Genomic DNA, 22083 nt, shown 5'->3' with positions numbered 1-22083 from the left:
GTGGCAGGTTCCCTCGCACGAATGGCCGACGGGATTTCAGGCGCCCAGCAGCTCCGCCGTGCGCGGCCCGAGACCCAGAGCCCGTGCGGCGGCGAGCTGCTCTGCGGTGTCCACGTCGCGGCGCAGGGTCGAGGCATCCGGAACCGCCAACGGCGTGCACCCCAGCAAGACGTGCCGCTCGAACGACCCGTCGCCGAACGACGACTGCCACGCGACACCGGCCCGCGCCGTGACCAGTGTCGAGCCGGCGCCCTCGGCGTCGGCCACGACGCCGCGGTCGACGGATGCCGCCGCCCGCAGCGCGTCGGCGAGATCGGCGGGCCGCAGGGACGGAAGGTCTCCGAGGAGCGCGGCGCGGGGCATCCGGTCGTTCGGATCCATCGCTGAGATCCCGGTGGCGACCGCGGCGTCGAGGCCGCGTCCGTCGCCCTCGGGCACGAACCGCAGCGCCGGAATCGCGGCCGACTCGCGCGCGAGCGCGGGGTCGTCCGTCACGACGACGACCTGCGCGACGAGCTCGCACGCCGTCGCCGCTTCGAGGGTGTCGAGCGCGATCGCGCGGGCGAGCGTCGCGCGGTCGACCCCCGCGACGTCGAGCCGCGTCTTTCCCCGTGCGGGAGGCTTGACCGGGACGACGACGATCCACCGGGGCGTGCCGAGCTCCTGAGAAGCGGGGCCGGAATCAGGCGACGCGCCGCGTGGAGGCGAGGTGGCATGCCGCTTCTCAGGACTTTCGCCCGCGCTGTCGCCCGCAGTGCCGTCAGGGCCGACGGCTCCGCGCCGCCGGAACAGACCCCTCACGCGCCGTACTTCGCGCGCAGGCGCGGGAGGATCTCCTCGCCGTACAGCCGCAGGAACGCGGCCTGGTCGTGCCCCGGGTCGTGGAAGACCAGGTGCCGGAAGCCGAGGTCGATGTACCAGCCGATCCGCTCGACGTGCTCGTCGGGGTCGTCCGACACGATGAACCGCGACGCAGCGCGCTCGATCGGCAGCTCCTCGCCGAGGCGCTGCATCTCGATGGGGTCGTCGACGCCCATCTTCTCCTCGGGGGTGAGCGCGAGCGGCGCCCAGAAGCGCGTCTTCTCACGCGCCGCCTCGATGGAATCGGCCAGCGACACCTTGATCTCCATGAGGGTGTCGAGGTCGCCGCGGGTGCGACCGGCCTTCGACAGACCCTCCTCGAGCGCGGGGAGCAGCGTGTCGGTGTACAGCTCGCGCTTCTTGCCGCTGGTCGTGATGAAGCCGTCCGCGATCCGGCCGGCGAGCCGCGTCGCGGCGGGGCCCGCGGCGCCGATGTAGATCGGGACCGGGTCGTCCATCTTGTCGTAGATCGTGATGTTGCGGGCCGTGTAGTACGAGCCCTCGAAGTTGACGCGGTCCTCCGACCACAGCCTTCGGATGAGGCCGATCGCCTCCTTCAGCCGCTGGAAGCGCTCCGGCGGATCCGGCCACGCGATGCCCAGATTGGCCTCGTTGAGCGCCTCGCCCGTGCCGACGCCGAGGATCACGCGCCCCGGGTACATGACCCCGAGCGTCGCGAAGTCCTGCGCGACGACCGTCGGGTTGTAGCGGAAGGTCGGCGTCAGCACCGACGTGCCGATGAGCACCTTCGAGGTCTTCGCGCCGAGCGCGCCCAGCCACGGGACGGATGCCGGGGCGTGACCTCCCTCGTGCAGCCACGGCTGCAGATGGTCCGAGATGAAGACCGAGTCGAATCCGACCTCCTCGGCGAGGATCGCGTAGTCGAGCAGTTCGGCCGGACCGAACTGCTCGGCCGAGGCCTTGTATCCGAAGCGCAACGGGATGGTCATGCGGGTCTCCCTTCGAGGGCGGGTTCGAGGGCGGGCGCGGGCAGGAACTCCGAGCCGTCGGCGCGGGCGAGCCGCGCGCGGAACGCGTCGACGGTGCCCGGCCACAGCAGGGTGAGCCGGCCCGAGCGCTCGTCGACGTACCAATTGCGGCATCCGCCGGTCATCCAGGGGGTGGATGCCGCGGCCGCCGCGATCTCGTCGGTGTACGCCTGCTCGGCACGGGCGTCGACGCGCAGCACGCCGCCGACGTCCTGCCGCCGGGCGAGGACGCCCGCCGTGTACGCCGCCTGCTCCTCGATCATGAGCACCGACGACGAGTGGCCGAGCGACGCGTTCGGTCCGTTGAGCACGAACAGGTTCGGGAACCCCGCGACCACGGTCGACGCGAACGACGTCATGCCGGTCGACCAGTGCCGCGCCAGAGTCTCGCCGTGCTCGCCGACGACGAGATCGGCGTAGGGCTGCCGCGTCGACGAGAAGCCGGTCGCGAGCACGAGGGCGTCGACGTCGTGCACCGAGCCGTCGGCGGCGACGGCGGTCGATCCGTGTACCGACTCGAGAGCCGCCGGCACGAGCGTCACGGCGTCGGAGGCGACGGCTGGGTAGAAGTCGTCCGACAGCAGCACGCGCTTGCACCCGAACGCGTAGTCGGGGGTGAGCGCGGCGCGCAGGGCAGGATCGGCGACCTGCGCGTGCAGGTGCGCGAGCGCCTCGGCCTGCGCGCGGGCGGATGCCTCGGCATCCCCCGACCGGGACGCGAAGCGCGCCTCGCCCTCGGCGTAGAGCTCGGTGCGCAGGCGCGCGAGTTCGTCGGGATGATCGGCGAAGCGCGCACGATCGGCATCGGAGTACGCGCCGCCGCCGCGCGGCACGATCCACGCGGGGGTGCGCTGGAACAACGTCACGTGGGCGGCGGTGCGCGCGAGCTCGGGAACGAGCTGGACCGCGCTCGCCCCGCTGCCGACGACGCCGACGCGAAGCCCCGCGAGGTCGGCGCCGTGGTCCCAGCGCGCCGAGTGGAAGAGCGGTCCGCGGAACGTCTCGAGCCCTGCGACATCGGGAATCGACGGCTCGGTCAGCCGCCCGCAGGCCAGCACGAGCGCGTCGGCCAGCACCATCGCCGTGCCTGTGCCGATGCGCCAGGCCTCGTGCTCGGCATCCCAGTCCGCCCACTGCATCCCGGCGCCGAGGCGGAGCCGGTCGCGCAGTCCCTCGGCGTCGACGACGCGTTCGAGGTATTCGCGGATCTCGTAGCCCCTCGCGTAGGTGCCCGACCACGACGGGTTCGGGTGCGATGCGAAGCCGTACAGGTGCGACGGCACATCGCACGCGACGCCGGGATAGGTGTTGTCGCGCCACGTTCCACCGACGGATGCCGCGCGCTCGAGCAGCACGAAATCCTCGTGGCCCGCGCGCCGGAGGGCCATCGCCATGCCGATGCCGGCGAAGCCCGCGCCGACGATCGCCACCTCGACGCGCGTCATGACCGGACCTGGCCGTACGTGGTCGTGCGCAGGCGGAACGGCCGGAAGAGGGGAGCGACGAGGGCCGAGGCATCCGTCACCGGCAGTTCGAGGCCGTGCTCGATCCCCGCCTCTGGCTTGACCCTGCCGTCGAGCAGAGTGCCTCCCAGGTCGTCGCCGCCCGACTGCAGCAGGACGACGGATGCCTCGCGCCCGACGCGGGTCCAGGGGATCTGGAGGTGCGGAATGCTGCCCGACAGCAGCAGCCGCGCCATCGCGACCATCGCGCGGTGCTCGTCGAGCGGACTGCGGCCCGCGACGAGCGGCACGCCGCCCGCCGGGCCCGGGAGGGGAATCGGCACGAACTCCGTGAATCCGCGTGTGGCCGACTGGATGTCGCGCAGACGCCGCAGGTGCGCGATGCGCTCGGCGGCGGTCTCGACGTGGCCGTAGAACAGCACGCTCGTCGAGCGGAAGCCCGCGCGATGCGCGGCCGTGATGCCCTCGATCCAGCGGTCGATCTCGAGATCGGCGGGCGCGACGAGCCCGCGCACGCGCTCGCTCAGCACCTTGACGCCCGTGCCGGGAACGGTGTCGACGCCCGCCTCGCGCAGCGCCCGGAGGGCTCCATCGAGGCCGAGCCCGCCGCGATCGGCGAGATCCCACACGTCCTGAGGCCGGTAGGCATGCAGATGGATGCCGGGGGCCGCTGCTTTCACGGCCCGGGCGATGTCGAGATACCCGGACGGGTCGACGTCGTCGGGGAGGCGGCCCTGCACGCACAGCTCCGTGGCCCCGAGGTCCCACGCGTCGGCGGCGATCGCCGCGACGTCGTCGAGGGTGAACGTGGCGGGTGCTTCGGCAGGCCCAGCCACCTGAGGACGCGTACGGAGGCCGCTGGAGGTGAGGTTGCGGTTGACGACGAGCGTGACGGCCTCGCCGACCGTGTAACGGCGGACGTCGTCGGCGGTCGCCGCGAGCGCGTCGAGGTCGTCGCCGGTGGCCTCGAGGAGCGCGACCCACTCCGCCTCGTCGAGCGCGAGCGGGTCGGCCGCGGCGGCCTCCGCGAGGCGTCGCACGTCCGGCCCGCGTCGAGAATTCAGGAGATCCGGCCCGCCGGGGTCGCTCGCAGGCCCTCCCGCCGGCGTGTCTCCTGTTTTCTCGACGTACTGCGGTGAAAGCCCGGGGACGGATCGCCCAGGACCGGTGCCCGACGCCGCCGAAACGGCGATCCGGCCGGCCGCCTCGACGGCACCGACCAGGGCCAGGCCGGTGGCCGGGTCGGCCAGGGTCGCGACCGCGGGGCGGAGGGCGGGGTCGATCCAGGTCTCGGGGTCGAGGACGAACTCGGGCTGCGCCGTCAGGCGCTCGCGCAGCTCGAAGCCCAGCTCGGCGGTTCGCTCGGCGAGGTCGTCCAGGTGCGGCCACGGACGCTCGGGGTTGACGTGGTCGGCAGTGAGGGGTGAGACCCCGCCCCAGTCGTCGGCGCCGGCGCGCACCAAGAGCTCGAACTCGGCGGGGTCCGACAGGTTCGGCGGCACCTGGATGCGCATGCGCGGGCCCATCACGAGCCGCGCGACCGCCACCGCGGCGACGTATTCGAGCAGGTCGGCGTCGGGCGCGCCCTGCATCGCGGTGCGGGGCTTCGCGCGGAAGTTCTGCACGATCACCTCCTGCACGTGCCCGTGCCGCTCGTGCGCCTCGCGGATCGCGACGAGCGACTCGGCGCGGTCGTGCAGCGTCTCGCCGATGCCCACGAGGATGCCGGTGGTGAACGGCACGCGCTCGCGGCCCGCCGCATCGATGACCTCGAGCCGCAGCGCGGGGTCCTTGTCGGGCGATCCGTAGTGCACCTGCCCGGGCACCTCGAAGAGCCGGCGCGAGGTGGTCTCGAGCATCATGCCCATCGAAGGAGCCGTGGGGCGCAGCACCCGCAACTCCTCCGCGCTCATCACGCCGGGGTTCGCATGCGCGAGCAGGCCGGTCTCGGCGGTGACGAGCCGAGCGATGTGCGCGACGTAGTCCAGCGTCGAGGCGAAGCCGTGCTCGTCGAGCCACGCGCGCGCCTCGGGCCAGCGCTCCTCGGGGCGATCGCCGAGCGTCAGCAGCACCTCCTTGCAGCCCATCGCTTGACCCTGCCGCACCACGCCGAGCACCTGCTCGGGCGACATGTACGCGGGCTTGTGCTTCTTCAGCAGCTGGCCGGGGGTGTCGACGAACACGCAGTAGTGGCAGCGGTCGCGGCACAGCGTCGTGAGGGGAACGAACACCTTGCGGGAGTACGTGATGACGCGAGGGCGACCGGATGCCGCGAGCCCGGCATCGCGAAGGGCTCCGGCGAGCGCGAGCAGCCGGTCGAACTGCTCCCCGGTCGCGGTGAGCAGTGCCTCCGCATCGGCGGTGTCGAGGCGCTCGCCCGACGCCGCGCGCTCGAGCACGCGGTCGACGGCAGGCAGCACGGCGGGGGAGGACGCGACGACGGTCACCGAACCAGTCTTGCACCGCCGGTGCGGCGCAGGGCCGAGGATCGTTGCCCTCCTGTAAGCAAATGAGCCTGGTTCGCCGGGTAGCCGCTGGCAGACTAGTCGCATGGTGACGCTGCTGCTCGACTCGACGCAGCTCGAGGTCGTGCTGTCGGGAGCCGAGCGCGCCATGTCGTTCCGCAAGGCGAACGTCGTCATCGAGCGCTCGACCATCGCGAAGGTGCAGCTCACCGACGACGCATGGACGTGGCTGCGCGGCGTCCCGAGCCCGGGCACCCACCTCCGCGGCGTCGTCGCGATGGGTACGTGGCGCTCGGCCGGAGGCGACGACTTCGCGGTGATCCGCCGCCGGCGGCCGAGTGTCGTCATCGATCTCGAGGGTCACCCCGATTTCGAGCGAGTCATCCTGACGACCCGCCACGGGCTCGCTCTCGTGCAGGCACTGCGTCTCGAGGTGGACGAGCAGCCGGCCGACGTCGCCGAGATCGCCGAGACCGGCACGACCCCGACGGCGGCCGAGAAGAAGCCGCGCAAGAAGAAGGCTCCGTCGCCCGCTCCCGCCCTCTGAACGCGGCTCAGCTGACGTCGCGACGCCAGCTGACGATGTGACCCAGCACGACGAGCACGACGGCGTAGCCGAGCAGCACCAGGCCGCCCTGCCACCACTCGAGCTGCGTCAGCGATTCCTCCGGAATGCTCATGGTGAACACGCTCGCTCCGACGAGGGCATCGCTCGCGGCCCCCGGCAGGTACTGCGTGAAGTCCGCCAGTCCCTCGACGAACCCGGAGGCGGCGCGGCCGATCGGCTCCACGAACTGCGTGAACACGAGCACCCCGACGATCGCTGCGACCTGGTTGCGCACGAGAGCTCCGATCCCGACGCCGATGAGCGCCCACAGGACGTAGGCCAGCAGCATCCGACCGATCATCGCCCACGTCTCGACGGACGTGAAGTCGGTGTCGAGGCTGAACGACGCGAGGAACGCCGCCGAAGGACCGACCGAGGCCACGATCCCGATGACAGCGAACAGGATGCCGAGCAGCGCGCCGACAGCGAGCTTGGCGATCAGCACCCGCCCGCGCTTCGGTGTCGCGAGGAACGTCGGGGTGAGCGTCTGGTGGCGGAACTCCGCGGTCACCACGAGCGTGCCGATGAGCAGCGGGAACACGTAGCCGACGGCGGTGGCAACGCTGTACAGCGCCGCCGTCAGGCCTTCTTCGGGCAGCGGAGGCGCTTCGCCCGGGAGGGAGCCGCTCGCGGCGCCACCCAGCACCAGCCCGAGGACGGTGGCGGTGAATCCGACATAGGCGGCGAGGACGATCGCGAGGATCCACCACATCGATGTCGTGAACTGCTTCGTGGTCTCGGCGCGGGTCGCTGCGGTCAGGCTCATCGCTCGTCACCCCCTTCGTCCGCCCGGGCGGGTTCTTCCGATGGCGCGTCGGCGACGGATGCCTCGGCTGCGGCCGGCTCGTCGAAGCCGGTTTCCTCGGTGCCGGCGTCGAACGCGGCGAAGAAGCGGTCGGCCTCGACATCGGCCTCCGTCTTCTCGCGGTTCTCCCATGGGCGCGCCTCATCGTCGTCGGCCGGCTCGGACGCCGACAGCTCCTCGTCGATGTCGCCGAGCTCCTCGACGTCCGGGTCGGGGTCGGGCGGGGGATCGTCGGGATGCGACGGCGGGACGATGTCGATGATGCCCGTACTCGCCACCGCGAAAGCCGCTGTACCCGTTCCGGGCTCGGAGTCGTTCGACGACTCGTGCTCGACGGTCGTGTCGGGTTCGTCCGGCACGCCCGCCGCCACGACGGCCTCGGCGACATCGACATCGACGGCAGCGGGGCTCTCCGGCTCGATCGTCGCGTCGGGCTCGGCGACGTCCTCGCGCTCCGGTGTCGGTTCAGGCTCGGGCGCGGGTTCGGGCGTCGTCTCGGCGGCGACCTCGGCCTCGGCCGAGGTGTCGGGCTCAGCAACGGCCTCAGGCTCGGCGACCAGCTCCGGTTCGGCCACCATGCCCGGCTCGGCTGCCACGTCGGGCTCCGCCGCCGCGTCGGGCTCGGCTGCCACCTCGGGCTCGGCGATCGCAGGCGGGGCCAGCACCTCCGGCTCAGCGACCGCCTCAACTTCCGCCGCCGCGTCCGCCTCTGCCACAGCAGGCTCCTCGGCGGCCGCGGTCTCGGCATCCGTCGTCTCGGTGGGCGCCGCTTGTTCGGTCACCAGCGCGGCACCGCTCGCCGGGGCGAGGCCGGCGGCGCTCGGATGGACCCGGGCCCCGTTGACGAGATCGAGGAACACCTCCTCGAGCGCCGGCCCGCGGCGGTGCAGCGACGACAGCGCGACGCCGGCGGCGGCCGCCGCCGCGCCGACGGCGGCGGGCTCCACGCCGCGCACCGTGAGCCCCGAACGCAGCACCTCGAACGACACACCGGAGGACCGCAGAGCGGCGCTCAGCGCGGCCCGGTCGGGTGCGTCGACGACCGTGGCGTACTCCGACGGGTCGGCGAGCTCATCGACGGATCCCTGGAAGACGAGGCGGCCCTGCGAGATGATCAGCAGCGCGTCGGCGGTCTGCTGCACCTCCGCGAGGAGGTGCGACGAGACCAGCACCGTGCGTCCTTCCCGGGCGAGGTCGCGCAGGAATCCGCGCATCCAGCGGATCCCCTCGGGGTCGAGGCCGTTCGCGGGCTCGTCGAGCACCAGCACGCCGGGGTTGCCGAGCAGGGCGTAGGCGAGGCCGAGCCGCTGGCGCATGCCGAGCGAGAATCCGCCGACCTTGCGGCCCGCGGCATCCGCCAGCCCCACCAGGCTCAGCACCTCGTCGACGCGACGATTCGGGAGCCCGGCCGCCTGCGCGTACACCTTCAGGTGCGCGGCGGCGGTGCGTCCGGGATGGAAGCTGGATGCCTCCAGCACAGCGCCGACGGTCTGCAGCGGGTGTGCGAGGTCGGCGTAGCGCTTGCCGCCGATCGTCGCGTGGCCGTCGGTCGCGCGCACGAGGCCGAGGAGGATGCGCAGGGTCGTCGTCTTGCCGGCGCCGTTGGGCCCCAGGAATCCGGTCACCCGACCCGGCTCGATGTGGGCGGTGAGCCCTGCGACCGCTGTGATGGCGCCGAAGCGCTTGGTGACACCTGAGAATTCCAGCGATTGGCCGTCGGGCATGCCGAACCCTCTCGTCCTCGTGAGCAGTTCTCCCCATCTTTGCGGAAATACCCGCTCGGCCGCAGAAGATTCTTCCCGCCGACCGCCGTGGCGCCCGCGGCGGTCCCGGTAACGTTGCGCTCGTGACCGAGCCGACCGACGCCGCCGAGCCCACCGAGCCGCCTGTCCTCGTCCGCTCGAGCGGCGGACTCGGCCGGCTCACGCTCAACCGGCCGCGCGCCATCAACGCGCTCGACCTCGACATGATCCACCTGCTGCACGCCGCGCTGGATGCGTGGGAGCACGACAGCGAGGTCGACATCGTCGTGCTCGACGGCGCGGGGGAGCGCGGGCTCTGCGCGGGCGGCGACGTGCGCGGCCTCGCCGAGCGCGTGAACGGCGGACAGGCCGAGGAATCGGCGGTCTTCTTCCGCGACGAGTACGCGCTCAACGCCCGGATCGCCGAGTACCCGAAGCCGATCGTCGCGCTCGCGGACGGCATCACGATGGGGGGCGGCATTGGCCTCGCCGGCCACGCCGCCATCCGCATCGTCACCGAGCGCTCGAAGCTCGCCATGCCCGAGACCCGCATCGGCTTCACGCCCGACGTCGGCGGCACGTGGCTGCTCGCCCACGCGCCCGGTCGCCTCGGCGAGTACCTCGGGCTGACCGGCGCGACGATGGATGCCTCCGACGCGATCTACGCCGGATTCGCCGACCACTTCGTCCCCTCCGAGAATCTCGACGGCCTCCGTGACGCGCTCGAGACCCGGGCCGATCCGTCGAGCCCGACCGAACTCGTGCTGCTGTTCGACGAGACCCCGCCGCCGTCGGAGCTCATCGCAGCCCGCACCTGGATCGACGACGCCTTCGCCGCCGACACCGTGTCCGAGATCGTCGAGCGCCTGCGGGCGCGCCCCGAGCCCGAGGCGTCCGCCACCGCCGAACTGCTCGGCGAGCTCTCCCCGACGGGACTCGCCGTGACGCTCGCGTCGGTGCGCCGCTCGCGCGAGCTGCCCGGCCTGCGCGCCGCGCTCGAGCACGAGTACGGGCTCGTGATGTGGTTCGCGACGAGCCAGCCCGACCTGCCGGAGGGCATCCGCGCACAGGTCATCGAGAAGGACCGCTCGCCGCGCTGGCAGCCCGCGACCCTGGACGAACTGGATCCGGATGCCGCGGCATCCGCCCTCGCCTTCCGCCACGACCCGCCGCTCTGGGACTGACGGGAGCACCCCGTGACCGACACCGAGCCGCGCCGCCGCCGCCGCCGCGCCTACTCGATCGGGATCGCGGTCGACTGGTTCTTCTTCGTCTTCGCCGGGGTCGCGGCGCTGTGGCTCGCGTACCTCAGCCTCACCGAGACGTTCACGCTCGGGTGGTGGGGGATCCCGTTCTTCATCGTGTTCTGGGTGCTGCTGGCCTACCTCGTGCTGCCGCGGCTGCACCGGATCCTCACGACCATCTACGTTCCCGACTACTTCATCGGCCGCACCCGCACCAGTGACGGACTGCTCGGCGACCCGGTGAACCTCGCGTTCCTCGGCTCCGGGGAGCAGATCGAGTCGGCCATGCGGTCCGCGGGCTGGACGAAGGCCGACCCGGTGACGCCGGCGTCGTCGTGGCGCATCATCACGTCGACGCTGCGGCGACGCAGTTACCACGAGGCTCCGGTGAGCCCGCTGTTCCTGTTCGGGCGCCAGCAGGACTTCGCCTACCAGCAGGAGGTCGACGGCAATCCCGCCCAGCGTCACCACGTCCGCTTCTGGCAGTGCCCGGACGGCTGGCTGCTGCCCGGCGGGCGGCGCGTCGACTGGCTCGCGGCCGGAACGTTCGACACGAGCGTCGGGCTGTCGCTGTTCACGCTGCAGGTCACCCACCGCATCGACGCCGACACCGATGTCGAGCGCGACCACATCGTGAAGACGGTGACGGATGCCGATCCCCGCGTCGCCGTGGACGTCATCGCCGACTTCGCCACCGGCTATCACGCGCGCAACGGCGGCGGCGACAGCATCCGCACCGACGGCGACCTGCCCATCGTCGACGTGCGCGCGGTCGAGGCGGTGGTCGCGTGACGCACGATCGCGCGATCTCGGGACAGCCGGAGCAGCCGGTGCCGCACAAGCGGCCGGCCTTCGAGCCTCCCGGGAGGCTGCTCAAGCCGACCGGCTACCACCCCGACATGCGGCGCCCGACGACAATCGTCGCGGGAGCGGCGCTCGTGCTGCTGCGCGTGCTGGCCGGGGTCGCGGTGCTCACCGGCATCGCCGTGGGCTGGGACGCGATCATCGCGGACCCCGACTCCGTGCTCGACGGGTTCGATCCGTCGCCGGCGGGTTCGCAGGCGGCGCTGTGGTTCGTGCTCGCGGCGGGCGGCACGGTGCTTCTGATCGACCTGCTGCTCGCGATCTTCGTGTTCCGCGGCCACAACTGGGCCCGCGTGATCGTCATGGTCGTCTCGGTCGGCTCCATCAGCACGTCGTTCTTCGCGTGGTGGGCGCAGGGGCAGGAGATCAAGGTCGAGACCACGTTCGTGTCGCTGAGCCTCGACATCCTGGTGCTGCTCGCACTCTCGAGCCGCAGCGCGGCCGCGTACGCGCGACGGCACGAGCGGCGCTGACCCGGACGGGCCCGCCGGTGACGTAGCCTGAATCCCGCTGTGGATCGCTGAAGCCGGGGAGGATGCGTGTTCGACAGTCCGCTGTCGGCTTCGGCCTACGAAGTGCTCATGGTCGAGCCTGAGGCCGACGACGAGAGCCTGCGCAAGGCGTACCGCCTCCGGCTGCGGCAGACCCACCCCGACACGGGCGGCGATGCGGCGCTGTTCATCCAGGTGCAGCGGGCATGGGAGCTCGTCGGCACGCCCGAGGCCCGCGCCGCCTACGACCGCGGCCACGGCTTCGGTGAGGCTCAGGCACCGGAATGGTCGGGCTGGCGCCCGCCCGCAGCGCGCACCGACACGCGTCCGCGTGCACGCTCGTACGGGCACCCCGGCGGCTGGCGCCGCGAACGGTATCTCGCGCTGATCCGCGAGTGGGCCGGCCGCGGCGTGACCCTCGACGATCCCTATGACCCCGCGCTTGTGCGGTCCGCCCCGCATCACCTGCGGCGGCTGCTGGCCGACGCGCTCGCCGAAGAGGCGACGGCGCGCATCGTGGCGGACCTCGGCATGGGGTACACCGTGTGGCACGACGTCGCAGCCGCTGGGCGCGGGGCTGACCCCGACGCGAAGATCGACCACATCGTCCTCGGCCCGAGCGGGCTCTACGGCGTGCTGTCGGAGGACTTCGGAGGGCCGGTGGGGGTGCGCCGCGGTGAGTTCGTGGGCGACGGCGTGCCGGGCGCTCCCATCGCCGAGCTGCTCGGGAGCATGCGCGGCATTGCGCGCGCGGCGGGTGTGCGGTTCAGCGGCGCGATCGTGGTGCTCCCCGACGAGGACGTGCTGCAGCCGATCGAGGAGCTCGGCAAGGTGCGTGGCGTGCGCGTCGCGATCGTGTCGCGCAGCGCGCTCGCCACCGTCCTGCGGCGCGGTATCACCGGGGCACGCGATGTCGGCGGCAACGAGGTGTTCGACATCCGCACCCGCCTGCAGCAGACCGTGCGCTTCGCGTAGACCGGGGCCGGATCAGCGTCAGCCGTTGAGGCCGAACAGATCCAGCGGGTGGGTCAGGCGCCACAAGGGCGACGGCTCCTCGATGTCGCCGGCCAGCTCGAGGTCGACGCTCGCCGAGTTCAGCGGGCCCGTGACCGTGAGCGTGCCGACGACGTCACCGGCGTCGCGGCTCTCGTCGAGGTCGTATGACGTCTGCGCGGTTCCCGCGCCGCCGTTCCACAGCACCACGGACGCGTCGCCCGACGTCACGACGTCGACCGGGTCGCCCCACAGCGTGTCGACCTGGGCCGTGACGGTGCCGTCCGTCACCGACGGCTTCAGCTGCAGCTCCTGCTCGAGGCCCGCGTAGAGCGCGCGGGAGGCGTCGAGGCGCGCGGCGTTGTCGGGCTGCCCGAGCACCGAGGCGTACAGGCGCACCGTGGTGTCGCCGACGACGACGTCCTTCGCCGTGAGCAGGTTCCACGAGTCGAGCGTGCCGGTCTTGATGCCGACCACGCCGGGGTCGGCGAGCAGCCCGTTGGTGTTCTCGACGTGACCCGCACCGGGGAGGTCGACGGCGGGCTTGGCCACGATCTCGGCGATCACCGGATTGTCGAGGGCCTTCTGCGCGAGGGTGATGAGCCCCTCCGGGGTGGCGGCGTTCCGGGCGTCCATCCCGGTCGGTTCGACGATCGTCACGCCCTCGATACCGCGGGAGGCGAGCCAGTCGCTCGCAGCCGCCGCGAACACGGCGTCCGACGGCCACAGGTTCTGCGCGAGCCGATCGGCGTAGTTGTTCGCCGAGCCGATGAGCATGCCCTCCAGCATCTGGTACTGCGTCAGCGATCCCCCGGCCGGCACGTCGAGCGCCGACTCGCCGTTGCTGCGGTACTGCCAGTACTGCGCGCTGTCGGCTGACGTGAAGTGGAACTCCGGCCCCTGCTCACCGACGGCCAGCGGCATCTCGTCGAGCACCACCAGAGCCGTCACGATCTTGGTGATGCTCGCGATCTCGCTCGGGTCGGGCGACGATGACAGCGCCGCTCCCATGCCCTGCACTCCGATCGCGGCGCTCCCCTGGGCCGGCCACGCCGGCGCCGACGCCGGAGCGGCGGCGGGCTGGACCTGGATCGCGGTCACCGTGGGGGCCACGGCATGCAGCGGCCACAGCAGCGTCGTGCCGGAGTAGGCGGCCACGAGTCCGGCGATCACGAGCGTGGGCACCAGGACGCCGGCCCGGAACGGCGAACGACGCGGGGCATCGGCGAGCAGATCGACGTCGACCGTGACGTAGGGCGTCGCCGCGGCGGTGAGATCTCCCGGCGCCGCGATCCGGCCGACGGCCCGCTCGTCGACCCACGCGAGGGCGGTCGGTCGCGACGCCGGCCGAGCCGGATCGAACGTGCCCGGCGTCGTCGCTGCCGCCAGGGGAACCGCGGCGAGGGTGGACGGGCTCGAGACGACGTCACCGGGAGCCCTCGTCGCGCTCACCGCCGCGGCGGGCGCCGCCCCTTCGTCGAGGGTGAGGACGCCGCTCTCCGGGGCGCCGTCGTGCTGCACCGGGACGTCGGCCGTCTGCGCGCGACGCTGACGGCGCGTCGGCATTCCGGCATCGTCCTGGTGCACCCGGCCACGATACCCCGGGCGGGCGGCGTTATACTGAACGCCACAACCACGGGAGTCCGGTGAGCCGGGCTGAGAGGAAGCGACCCACGCTTCGACCGTCGAACCTGATCCGGATCATGCCGGCGCAGGGAGGAGTTCATATGCACGCGTCCACGTCCGCATCCACGTCGCACCGGGCCGAGGAGCAGCGTCCTCGCCGCAGCCTCCGCTGGCGCGTCGTCGACATCGTCGTCGCCAGCGTCCTCGGCGTCGCGGCAGGCCTGATCTTCCTGCTGTGGAACATCGGCTATCTCGGGCCCAAGGCGCTCCTCGAGCCGCTCACCCCGGGCCTGCAGGGCCTCCTCGACGGGCCGTGGCTGTTCGCCGGAGTCCTCGGCGCGCTCATCATCCGCAAGCCTGGAGCCGCGATCTACACCGAGACGCTCGCCGCGGTCGTGTCGGCTCTGGTCGGCAACACGTGGGGCGGCTTCCTCACGATCGAGGCGGGCCTCGTGCAGGGTCTCGGCGCCGAGTTGATCTTCCTGCTCTTCTTCTACCGCCGCTGGAGCCTGCCGGTCGCGATCCTCGCGGGTGCCGGCGCGGCGCTCGCCGGCGGCATCAACAACCTCATCCTGTGGTTCGCCGGCGCCGACGCCCTCTTCACGACGGTGTACCTCATCAGCACGGTGCTCTCGGGTGCGGTCATCGCCGGCGCAGGGTCGTGGCTCATCGCCCGCGGCCTGGCAGCGACGGGCGCACTCGACCGCTTCGCGTCGGGCCGCGAGGCCCGAGCCCGTGTCTAGCCCGTGACCCGGCACGACTCCCTGCCCGCCGCCGTCGAGGCGCGCGGGTGGGGATGGCGCCACGCGTCGCGGCACGCGTGGGCGGTGACGGATGCCTCGTTCCGCATCGATCCCGGGGAGCGCGTGCTGCTGCTCGGCGCGTCGGGCTCGGGCAAATCGACGCTCCTGCACGGTCTGGCCGGCGTGCTCGGCGGCGACGAGGAGGGGGAGTCCCAGGGCTCGCTCCTCATCGACGGGGTGCCGGCGGCGCAGGCGCGCGGTCGTGCCGGGCTCGTGCTGCAGGATCCGGACTCGCAGGTGATCCTCGCGCGCGTCGGCGACGACGTCGCGTTCGGCTGCGAGAACCTCGGCGTCCCGCGCGACGAGATCTGGCGGCGCGTCGGCGACGCGCTCGACGCGGTCGGTCTCGACGTGCCGCTCGACCGTCCCACGAAGGCCCTGTCGGGTGGCCAGAAGCAGCGGCTCGCGCTCGCGGGCGCACACGCCATGCGGCCCGGGCTGCTCCTCCTCGACGAGCCGACGGCGAACCTCGACCCGGAGGGCGTCGCGGAGGTGCGCGACGCCGTGAGCGCGATGCTCGCAGCGACCGGTTCGACGCTCGTGGTGGTCGAGCACCGGGTCGAGGTGTGGCTGCCGCTCGTGTCGCGCGTCATCGTGCTGGGCGAGGGTGGCGTGATCGCCGACGGTTCCCCCGACGCCGTGCTCCGCGACCGAGGCGCCGAGCTCGCGGCAGCCGGCGTCTGGGTGCCCGGCATCCCGCCGGCCCATCCCGCGCCGCCGCGCTCGGGTGCCGGCGAGTCGCTGCTGAGCGCGCGCGATCTCGCCGTCGAGCGGGTCAAGGGCCATCCCGTCGCGCGCGGCATCGACCTCGACGTGCGGGCGGGCGCGGCGCTCGCGATCACCGGCCCCAACGGCGCCGGCAAGTCCACGCTCGGGCTGACGCTCGCCGGCCTCCTGCCTCCCGCAGCGGGGCGGGTCGAGGCATCCGTCGCTCTCGAGGCGGGTGCGGGCGCGACCCCGATCCGCTGGTCGTCGCGGCAGCTGCTGACGCGCATCGGCACGGTGTTCCAGGACCCCGAGCATCAGCTGCTCGCCCGCACCGTGCGGGAGGAGCTCGAGGTGGGGCCGCGTGCCCTCGGCCTCGCCGACACCGACATCGCGCGCCGCGTCGACGAGCTGCTCGGGCGACTCCGTCTCGACCGGCTCGCCGCCGCGAACCCCTACACGCTGTCGGGCGGCGAGAAGCGGCGGCTCACCGTCGCCGCGGCCCTCGCGACCGCGCCGCGCGTGCTGGTGCTCGACGAGCCCACGTTCGGCCAGGACGCGCGTACGTGGGCCGAGCTCGTGGCGCTGCTCGCGAGGCTGCGCGAGGAGGGCTCGGCGATCGTCGCGATCACCCATGACCTCGATGTCGTCCAGGCGCTGCACGCCGAGCGGTTCGAGCTGGAGGGCGCGCCCGCATGACGCTGCTCGACGCGCGGGCGCGCACCGGCACGGTCGCCCGCATCAACCCCGTCGCCAAGCTCGGCGCGAGCGCCCTCATCGCGATCCCGCTCGTGCTCACGCTCGACTGGCTCTCGGCGGCGGTCGCCCTCGTCCTCGAGCTGGTGCTCATCCCGTTCGCGGGCCTGGGATGGCGCGAGTTCTGGGCGCGCACGTGGCCGGTGTGGCTGGCGGCGCCGCTCACCGGACTCACGATCGCGCTGTACGGCGAGGCATCCGGCACCGTCTATGTCGACTGGTTCGTCGTGCGCGTGAGCGACGGATCGCTCGAACTCGCCCTCGCCACGATGCTGCGCGTGCTCGCGATTGCACTGCCGTCGGTCGTGCTGTTCGTGACCGTCGATCCCACCGACCTCGCGGACGGGCTCGCGCAGGTCGTCCACCTGCCCGCGCGGTTCGTGCTCGGCGCGCTCGCGGGCCTGCGGATGGTCGGACTGTTCCTCGACGACTGGCGTGCTCTCGAACTCGCGCGCCGCGCACGCGGCGTCGCCGATCGAGGCCGTCTCCGCCGGTTCCTCGGCATGGCGTTCGCGCTGCTCGTGCTGTCGATCCGCCGGGGCGCGAAGCTCGCGACCGCGATGGAGTCGCGCGGCTTCGGCGCACCGGTGCGCCGCACGTGGGCGCGCGAGTCGCGATTCGGCGGGCGGGAGTGGGCGCTCATGGCGATCGGCCTCGCGATCGCGCTCACGGCGGTCGCGGCATCCGTCGTCTTCGGCACGTGGAACCTCATCCTCGGGCCGGGCGCCTGATCAGTCCGCGGCGACCAGCCGCTCGTACGGCACCTGCAGCGCGGGGAAGTAGTCGTCCCACTGGACGTCGTCGGCGTCCAGGCCCGCCTGAGCCGCGACGAGGCGGTCGAGGTAGTACTCCCAGCCAGGCCCGATGGAGCCGACATCCTCGCCGGGGTTCAGCCGCTGGCCGAACGTCAGCACCGTGTCGCCGGGGGTCTCCTCGGCCAGCTCGAACCACAGATGCCACGAGCCCTCGCCCTGCGAGGTGTCGCCCGCGAAGCGGCGCGGACGGTCGCATTCGAGGATCGTGTACTCCTCGGGCTCGGGCTCCTGTCCCTCCGCCGTCATGAAGAACGTGACGTGCCCGGTCTTCGGGTCGCCCTCCCAGCGGCCGATCCACCGCTCGAGCCGCTCGGACTCGGTGAGCTCGCGCCACACCTCGTCGGCCGTCGCGCGGAACCGACGCAGGATCACGAGGTTCGGGTGCCCGTCGATCTTCGCCACGGTGCCGGTGATGGTGGTCATGTCGCGTTCCAGAGGTCTCGGTAGTACGACAGGCGCTCGCGATCGGGGTCGATCCCATACGCCTCGATGAGGGCGTCTTCCCATCCATCGCCATAGTTCCACGCCGTCGACATCGACGCCACGGCGATGTCGGCCCAGCGGTCGCCCGTGCCGAGTCCGCCGAGGTCGACGTGGCCGCTCCAGCGGCCGTCGTCGCCGATCAGCGTGTTGGGGCAGCACGCGTCGGCGTGGCACACGACGAGCCGGTCGATCGGGGGCGGCTCGCGCAGCGCATCGGGAACACGGATGCCGCGGCCCGCGGCGTTCGCGATGCGCGAGGGCACGCTCCAGTCGAACGGACAGTCCTCGACCGGCAGCGCGTCGTGGAGGGCTCGCAGTCCTTCGCCGACCGCGCGGACGGCCACTGCCGGCTCGGCGATCCAGCGCGGGTCGACCGCCGACAGGCCGGGCAGCGCTGCCGTCGCGATCCACTCGTGCGACGCGTCGCCGCCGACGTCGATCAGCCGCGGCACGCGGGCATGCGGCGCAGCCCAGGCGAGCCGCGCGGCCTCGCCCGCGAACGAGGTCTCGGCGTTTCGCGGACCGTGCTTGATGTAGCGGCCGTCGTCCGTGCGGAACGTCACGCCGCCGTAGTCGTTGCGCCACACCGGCTCGAGCGTCGCGCCCGCCGCCAGCTCGAGCACCTGCTCCGGGATCTCGACCGCTTCGAGGGGAATCGACACGGACTCCATCCTGCCGCGCGGGTAGGGCTCAGTCCTCGAGCGCCGCGCGGAGGACCAGTGCGTGGTTGTGGGTCTCGTCGCTCACGGCGTGCAGCAGCGTCACGACGTCGTGCGGCGCGAGCTCCTGTCGCAGCGCGTCGACGGCCGGGCGCGCCTGGCCGGCCAACTCGGCGCGGTAGGCATCGGCGAAGTCGCCCCACGACATGTCGCCGTGGTGGAAGGCCTTGCGCAGCTCGGTCGAGGGCGCGACCTCCTTGGCCCACAGGTCGAGTGCCGCGCGCTCCTTGGTGAGCCCGCGCGGCCACAGCCTGTCGACGAGCACCCGGAACCCGTCGCCGGCACCCGGCTCGTCGTACACGCGCTTCAGCCGCAGCTCCATGCCCCCATCCAACCTCGCTCGGCGGCCGACCGCATCTGTTCGTTTGCGCAACTCCTGATCTCTGGAGGCGTGCGCGCGGCACACCGCGGACGTCCGCACGCTGCGTCGCGCATGGCGGCCGTTCTTCGGGAGTGACGCACGGCGGTGTGGCAGCACCTCCTGGTCTGATGCGCACGCCCTCCCCGCTGGGTAGCGTGGTGTCTGCACGGCGGGGCCTAGAGTGGGACGCAGTGTCACGTATGGTGGAACGCGATATCAGTTCGAAGGAGAACACATGGATCTCACCGGCGCCTCCGCCCTGGTCACCGGGGGAGCGAGCGGACTGGGCCTCGCCACGGCTCGTCGCCTCGCCGCCGCGGGCGCCGCGGTGACGATCGTCGACCTTCCCGGATCCGCCGGCGCCGAGATCGCCGCCGAGCTCGGCGGCACGTTCGCCCCGGCCGACGTCACGTCCGTCGAGCAGGTGGCCGACGCCGTCGCGGCGGCCGCGGCATCCGGCCCCCTCCGCGTCGTGGTGAACTGCGCCGGCATCGCGCCGCCGGCCAAAGTGCTCGATCGCGAGGGCGAGCCGACGCCGCTGGGGGACTTCGAGCGGATCATCCGCATCAACCTCATCGGCACCTACAACGTCATCGCCCAGGCGTCGGCCGTGATGGCGAAGACCGACGCCACCGAGTCGGGCGACCGCGGCGTCATCGTCAGCACTGCGAGCGTCGCGGCGTTCGACGGACAGATCGGCCAGCCCGCGTACTCGGCGTCGAAAGGCGGCGTGCATGCGATGACGCTGCCGATCGCGCGCGAACTGGCACGGTACGGCATCCGGGTGTGCACGATCGCGCCGGGCATCATGGAGACCCCGATGCTCAAGGGCCTGCCGCAGGCCGCGCAGGACTCGCTCGGTCAGCAGGTGCCGTACCCGCAGCGGCTCGGCCGGCCCGACGAGTACGCGGCCCTCGTCATGTCGATCGTCGACAACGGCTACCTCAACGGCGAGACCATCCGCCTCGACGGGGCCATCCGGATGGCACCGCGATGACCGCCGGCCGAACAGGGGACCAGTCCGCGCTGGTATCCCGTGGGCGGAGCACCGCGATGACCGCCGGCGAAACAGGGAGCAGTCCGCGCTGGTATCCCGCGGGCGGAGCACCGCGATGACATCGGGAGCACAGAGCATGAGCGATTCGATCCTTCTGGACGTCGAGGGCGGCCTCGCCCGGGTCACCTTCAACCGCCCCGCGTTCCTCAACGCGATGGACTTCGAGATGGGCGAGCGGTGGCGTGATGTCGCGCGCACCGTCACGTCCGACCCGGCCGTGGGCGCCGTGATCCTGGATGCAGCGGGCCCCGCGTTCTGCGCCGGCGGCGACGTCATCGCGATGGCGACGTCGGGGGCCTCCGGCTCCGAGGTCACCGCGACGGCGCACATCATCCACGAGGGCATCCGCACGTTCGTGGAGTCCGACAAGCCCATCGTCGCCGCCGTGCAGGGCGCAGTCGCGGGCGGTGGACTGGGCCTCATGCTGACCGCCGACTACATCGTCGCCTCGGACGCCGCGAAGTTCGTGAGCAAGTACGCGAACATCGGCCTCACGCCCGACCTCGGGGTTTCGACGCTGCTGCCCGCCGCGGTCGGGCAGCGCCGCGCGCTGCAGGTGCTGCTGCAGGACCGCATGATCGACGCGGCGACCGCGCTGGAGTGGGGTCTCGTCGCCGAGGTCGTGCCGGGCGCCGATGTCGCGTCGCGCGCGAACGAGGTCGCGCAGTTCTGGCTCGCAGGCGCCACCGCCGCCTTCGGGCAGGCCAAGCGCCTCGTCCGCACCGGCGCCGGCCGGACCTTCGAGCAGAACCTCGCCGACGAGGCCGCCTCGATCGGCGCGCGCTTCGACACCGACGATTCCCGAGCCCGCGTCGCGGCGTTCGCCGCGGCATCCGCCAAGGCCGCAGCCGCCAAGGCCGCAGGATCCTGACCCCCCGCGCCGGCATGTCCCACTTTCGTTCGCAAGCAAGCGTCGTTGCAGCGGATCTCGGGACATGAAGGCAAGACATCGGGACATGACCATCGGAGGACGACAGTGACCAACCCCTCGACAGACGCCAGGCCTCTGGCGGGCAAGACCATCCTGATGTCAGGCGGCAGCCGCGGCATCGGCCTCGCGATCGCGCTGCGCGCGGCGCGCGACGGCGCGAACATCGCGCTGCTCGCCAAGACCGACACACCGCACCCCAAGCTCGAGGGCACCGTCCACACCGCGGCCGAGCAGATCCGCGAGGCCGGCGGCCACGCGCTCCCGATCGTCGGCGACGTGCGCAACGACGACGACGTGACCGAGGCGGTGCTGAAGACAGAGGGCGAGTTCGGCGGCATCGACATCGTCGTCAACAACGCGTCGGTGATCGACCTGTCGCGCTCGCTCGACCTCGAGGCGAAGAAGTACGACTTGATGCAGGACGTCAACGTGCGGGGCACCTTCATGCTGTCGCGGGCGGCGGTTCCGATCCTGAAGGATGCCGCGAACCCGCACATCCTGTCGCTCTCGCCGCCGCTCAACCTGTCGCCGAAGTGGCTCGGCGCCCACACCGGGTACACACTGGCGAAGTACGGCATGACGATGGCCACCCTGGGGATGGCGGCCGAGTTCGCGCGGGACGGGATCGCCGCCAACACGCTGTGGCCGCGCACGACCATCGCAACGGCGGCCGTGCAGTTCGCGCTCGGCGGTGGCCGCATGATGAAGGTCAGCCGCACGCCCGAGATCTACGCCGATGCCGCGTACGAGATCTTCACCAAGCCCGCGCGCGAGTACACCGGGCAGACGCTCATCGTCGAGGACGTGCTGACGGATGCCGGCATCACCGACTTCGCGCGGTACGCGGCCGTGCCGGGAACCCCCGACGAGCAGCTGTTCCCGGACATCTTCCTGGACTGACGGCGTCGGCGTAGGGTGAGCGGCGTGGCGGTGCGGAGCCTGTTCCCGATCCTCCTATCGCGCGATCTGCCGGGGCTCGTGCGGTTCTACCAGAGCGCTCTCGGCGCGGAGATCGGGTACCACTTCGGCAGCGGCGAGGAGGACGACTACGTCTCGCTGCAGATCGGCGAGGTCTCGCTCGGCATCGGACGTGACCCCGACGCCCTGCCGCCCTCGGTCGGCGACCGCATCGCGCTGTGGATCTACGTCGACGACGTCGACGAGGCCTTCGCGGCCTGGACGCAGGCCGGTGGACGCGCCGAGCAGGCGCCCGAGGACATGCCGTGGGGCGAGCGCGTCGCGCAGGTGCGCGATCCCGACGGAAACCTCGTGAACCTCGGCGCGGAGGCCGAGGCCGCGTAGG

At 72.3% G+C, this 22083-nt stretch carries 22 protein-coding genes and 1 riboswitch; of the genes, 12 read left to right on the top strand and 10 right to left on the bottom strand.

What is annotated here, in order from left to right:
* Positions 1–36: 36 nt before the first annotated feature.
* From cofC to cofG, 4 genes are read right to left on the bottom strand one after another with little or no spacing between them, the layout of a single operon-like run.
* Positions 37–801 carry a 2-phospho-L-lactate guanylyltransferase gene (gene cofC, locus AC3ANN_RS17135; protein ID WP_488338586.1) on the bottom strand — a complete coding sequence of 255 codons (765 nt, stop codon included), beginning with the start codon at positions 799–801 and terminating at the stop codon, positions 37–39.
* Positions 798–1811: a glucose-6-phosphate dehydrogenase (coenzyme-F420) gene (gene fgd / locus AC3ANN_RS17130; RefSeq protein ID WP_488338585.1), complete on the bottom strand. Its 1014-nt coding sequence runs from the start codon at positions 1809–1811 to the stop codon at positions 798–800. The genes cofC and fgd overlap by 4 nt, the downstream gene beginning before the upstream one ends.
* Complete coding sequence (locus AC3ANN_RS17125) at positions 1808–3295, bottom strand: flavin-containing monooxygenase (protein ID WP_488338584.1); 1488 nt, start codon at positions 3293–3295, stop codon at positions 1808–1810. Before AC3ANN_RS17125 ends, fgd begins: the two co-directional genes overlap by 4 nt.
* Positions 3292–5760, bottom strand: coding sequence for a 7,8-didemethyl-8-hydroxy-5-deazariboflavin synthase CofG (gene cofG / locus AC3ANN_RS17120; RefSeq protein WP_488338583.1), 2469 nt, complete (start codon positions 5758–5760; stop codon positions 3292–3294). The genes AC3ANN_RS17125 and cofG overlap by 4 nt, the downstream gene beginning before the upstream one ends.
* A gap of 103 nt (positions 5761–5863) precedes the next feature.
* Here cofG and AC3ANN_RS17115 point away from each other — a divergent pair, with 103 nt between their 5' ends.
* A complete protein-coding gene (locus AC3ANN_RS17115; protein ID WP_488338582.1) occupies positions 5864–6325 on the top strand; it encodes a hypothetical protein in 462 nt (153 codons plus the stop codon).
* A 7-nt stretch (positions 6326–6332) separates the two neighbouring features.
* Here AC3ANN_RS17115 and AC3ANN_RS17110 read toward each other — a convergent pair whose 3' ends face one another.
* Together AC3ANN_RS17110 and AC3ANN_RS17105 are read right to left on the bottom strand one after the other, a co-directional pair.
* Positions 6333–7151, bottom strand: coding sequence for an ABC transporter permease (locus AC3ANN_RS17110; protein ID WP_488338581.1), 819 nt, complete (start codon positions 7149–7151; stop codon positions 6333–6335).
* Positions 7148–8914: an ABC transporter ATP-binding protein gene (locus tag AC3ANN_RS17105; RefSeq protein ID WP_488338580.1), complete on the bottom strand. Its 1767-nt coding sequence runs from the start codon at positions 8912–8914 to the stop codon at positions 7148–7150. The genes AC3ANN_RS17110 and AC3ANN_RS17105 overlap by 4 nt, the downstream gene beginning before the upstream one ends.
* Positions 8915–9036: 122 nt before the next feature.
* Between AC3ANN_RS17105 and AC3ANN_RS17100 the strand changes: the two genes are divergently transcribed.
* The 4 genes from AC3ANN_RS17100 to AC3ANN_RS17085 all read left to right on the top strand — a co-directional run bounded on the left by AC3ANN_RS17100 (position 9037) and on the right by AC3ANN_RS17085 (position 12506).
* Positions 9037–10116 carry an enoyl-CoA hydratase/isomerase family protein gene (locus tag AC3ANN_RS17100; RefSeq protein WP_488338579.1) on the top strand — a complete coding sequence of 360 codons (1080 nt, stop codon included), beginning with the start codon at positions 9037–9039 and terminating at the stop codon, positions 10114–10116.
* 12 nt (positions 10117–10128) lie between these two features.
* Entirely contained in the window at positions 10129–10968 is an 840-nt protein-coding gene (locus AC3ANN_RS17095) for an LssY C-terminal domain-containing protein (RefSeq protein WP_488338578.1), read from the top strand.
* On the top strand, positions 10965–11513 hold the full coding sequence (locus AC3ANN_RS17090) for a hypothetical protein (protein WP_488338577.1): 549 nt from the start codon (positions 10965–10967) through the stop codon (positions 11511–11513). The genes AC3ANN_RS17095 and AC3ANN_RS17090 overlap by 4 nt, the downstream gene beginning before the upstream one ends.
* Positions 11514–11579: 66 nt before the next feature.
* Positions 11580–12506: a J domain-containing protein gene (locus tag AC3ANN_RS17085; RefSeq protein WP_488338576.1), complete on the top strand. Its 927-nt coding sequence runs from the start codon at positions 11580–11582 to the stop codon at positions 12504–12506.
* 18 nt (positions 12507–12524) lie between these two features.
* Here AC3ANN_RS17085 and AC3ANN_RS17080 read toward each other — a convergent pair whose 3' ends face one another.
* The gene (locus AC3ANN_RS17080; RefSeq protein ID WP_488338575.1) at positions 12525–14111 is read right to left on the bottom strand and encodes a D-alanyl-D-alanine carboxypeptidase family protein; all 1587 of its coding nucleotides are present in this window, start codon (positions 14109–14111) and stop codon (positions 12525–12527) included.
* A 38-nt stretch (positions 14112–14149) separates the two neighbouring features.
* Positions 14150–14261, top strand: a riboswitch (TPP riboswitch).
* Here AC3ANN_RS17080 and AC3ANN_RS17075 point away from each other — a divergent pair.
* The 3 genes from AC3ANN_RS17075 to AC3ANN_RS17065 all read left to right on the top strand — a co-directional run bounded on the left by AC3ANN_RS17075 (position 14252) and on the right by AC3ANN_RS17065 (position 17145).
* The gene (locus tag AC3ANN_RS17075; RefSeq protein WP_488338574.1) at positions 14252–14893 is read left to right on the top strand and encodes an ECF transporter S component; all 642 of its coding nucleotides are present in this window, start codon (positions 14252–14254) and stop codon (positions 14891–14893) included. It overlaps the preceding riboswitch by 10 nt.
* Before the next feature lie 84 nt (positions 14894–14977).
* Positions 14978–16357 (top strand): ABC transporter ATP-binding protein, encoded by a 1380-nt coding sequence (locus AC3ANN_RS17070; protein WP_488340864.1) that lies wholly within the window; start codon positions 14978–14980, stop codon positions 16355–16357.
* Positions 16354–17145 carry an energy-coupling factor transporter transmembrane component T family protein gene (locus tag AC3ANN_RS17065; protein ID WP_488338573.1) on the top strand — a complete coding sequence of 264 codons (792 nt, stop codon included), beginning with the start codon at positions 16354–16356 and terminating at the stop codon, positions 17143–17145. Before AC3ANN_RS17070 ends, AC3ANN_RS17065 begins: the two co-directional genes overlap by 4 nt.
* On the opposite strand, the gene AC3ANN_RS17060 is transcribed toward AC3ANN_RS17065, so the two are convergent.
* Genes AC3ANN_RS17060 through AC3ANN_RS17050 form a run of 3 tightly spaced genes read right to left on the bottom strand, consistent with a single transcriptional unit; the run spans position 17146 to position 18753 of the window.
* Positions 17146–17652 (bottom strand): SRPBCC domain-containing protein, encoded by a 507-nt coding sequence (locus AC3ANN_RS17060; protein ID WP_488338572.1) that lies wholly within the window; start codon positions 17650–17652, stop codon positions 17146–17148. It lies immediately after the preceding gene.
* Positions 17649–18374 carry a phosphotransferase gene (locus AC3ANN_RS17055; RefSeq protein ID WP_488338571.1) on the bottom strand — a complete coding sequence of 242 codons (726 nt, stop codon included), beginning with the start codon at positions 18372–18374 and terminating at the stop codon, positions 17649–17651. Before AC3ANN_RS17055 ends, AC3ANN_RS17060 begins: the two co-directional genes overlap by 4 nt.
* Before the next feature lie 28 nt (positions 18375–18402).
* The gene (locus tag AC3ANN_RS17050; protein ID WP_488338570.1) at positions 18403–18753 is read right to left on the bottom strand and encodes a DUF488 domain-containing protein; all 351 of its coding nucleotides are present in this window, start codon (positions 18751–18753) and stop codon (positions 18403–18405) included.
* Positions 18754–19027: 274 nt separating this feature from the next.
* Here AC3ANN_RS17050 and AC3ANN_RS17045 point away from each other — a divergent pair, with 274 nt between their 5' ends.
* From AC3ANN_RS17045 to AC3ANN_RS17030, 4 genes are all read left to right on the top strand, one after another.
* A complete protein-coding gene (locus AC3ANN_RS17045) occupies positions 19028–19789 on the top strand; it encodes an SDR family NAD(P)-dependent oxidoreductase (RefSeq protein WP_488338569.1) in 762 nt (253 codons plus the stop codon).
* A 136-nt stretch (positions 19790–19925) separates the two neighbouring features.
* Positions 19926–20720 carry an enoyl-CoA hydratase/isomerase family protein gene (locus AC3ANN_RS17040; protein ID WP_488338568.1) on the top strand — a complete coding sequence of 265 codons (795 nt, stop codon included), beginning with the start codon at positions 19926–19928 and terminating at the stop codon, positions 20718–20720.
* A gap of 105 nt (positions 20721–20825) precedes the next feature.
* On the top strand, positions 20826–21680 hold the full coding sequence (locus AC3ANN_RS17035) for an SDR family oxidoreductase (protein WP_488338567.1): 855 nt from the start codon (positions 20826–20828) through the stop codon (positions 21678–21680).
* A gap of 24 nt (positions 21681–21704) precedes the next feature.
* On the top strand, positions 21705–22082 hold the full coding sequence (locus AC3ANN_RS17030; protein WP_488338566.1) for a VOC family protein: 378 nt from the start codon (positions 21705–21707) through the stop codon (positions 22080–22082).
* The last annotated feature ends 1 nt before the right edge of the window (position 22083 follow it).

It is taken from the genome of Microbacterium sp. STRO-2N (genome assembly GCF_057747775.1).
The sequence above is the reverse complement of the archived record's forward strand: the minus strand, read 5'-3'. Positions and strand labels throughout refer to the sequence as shown.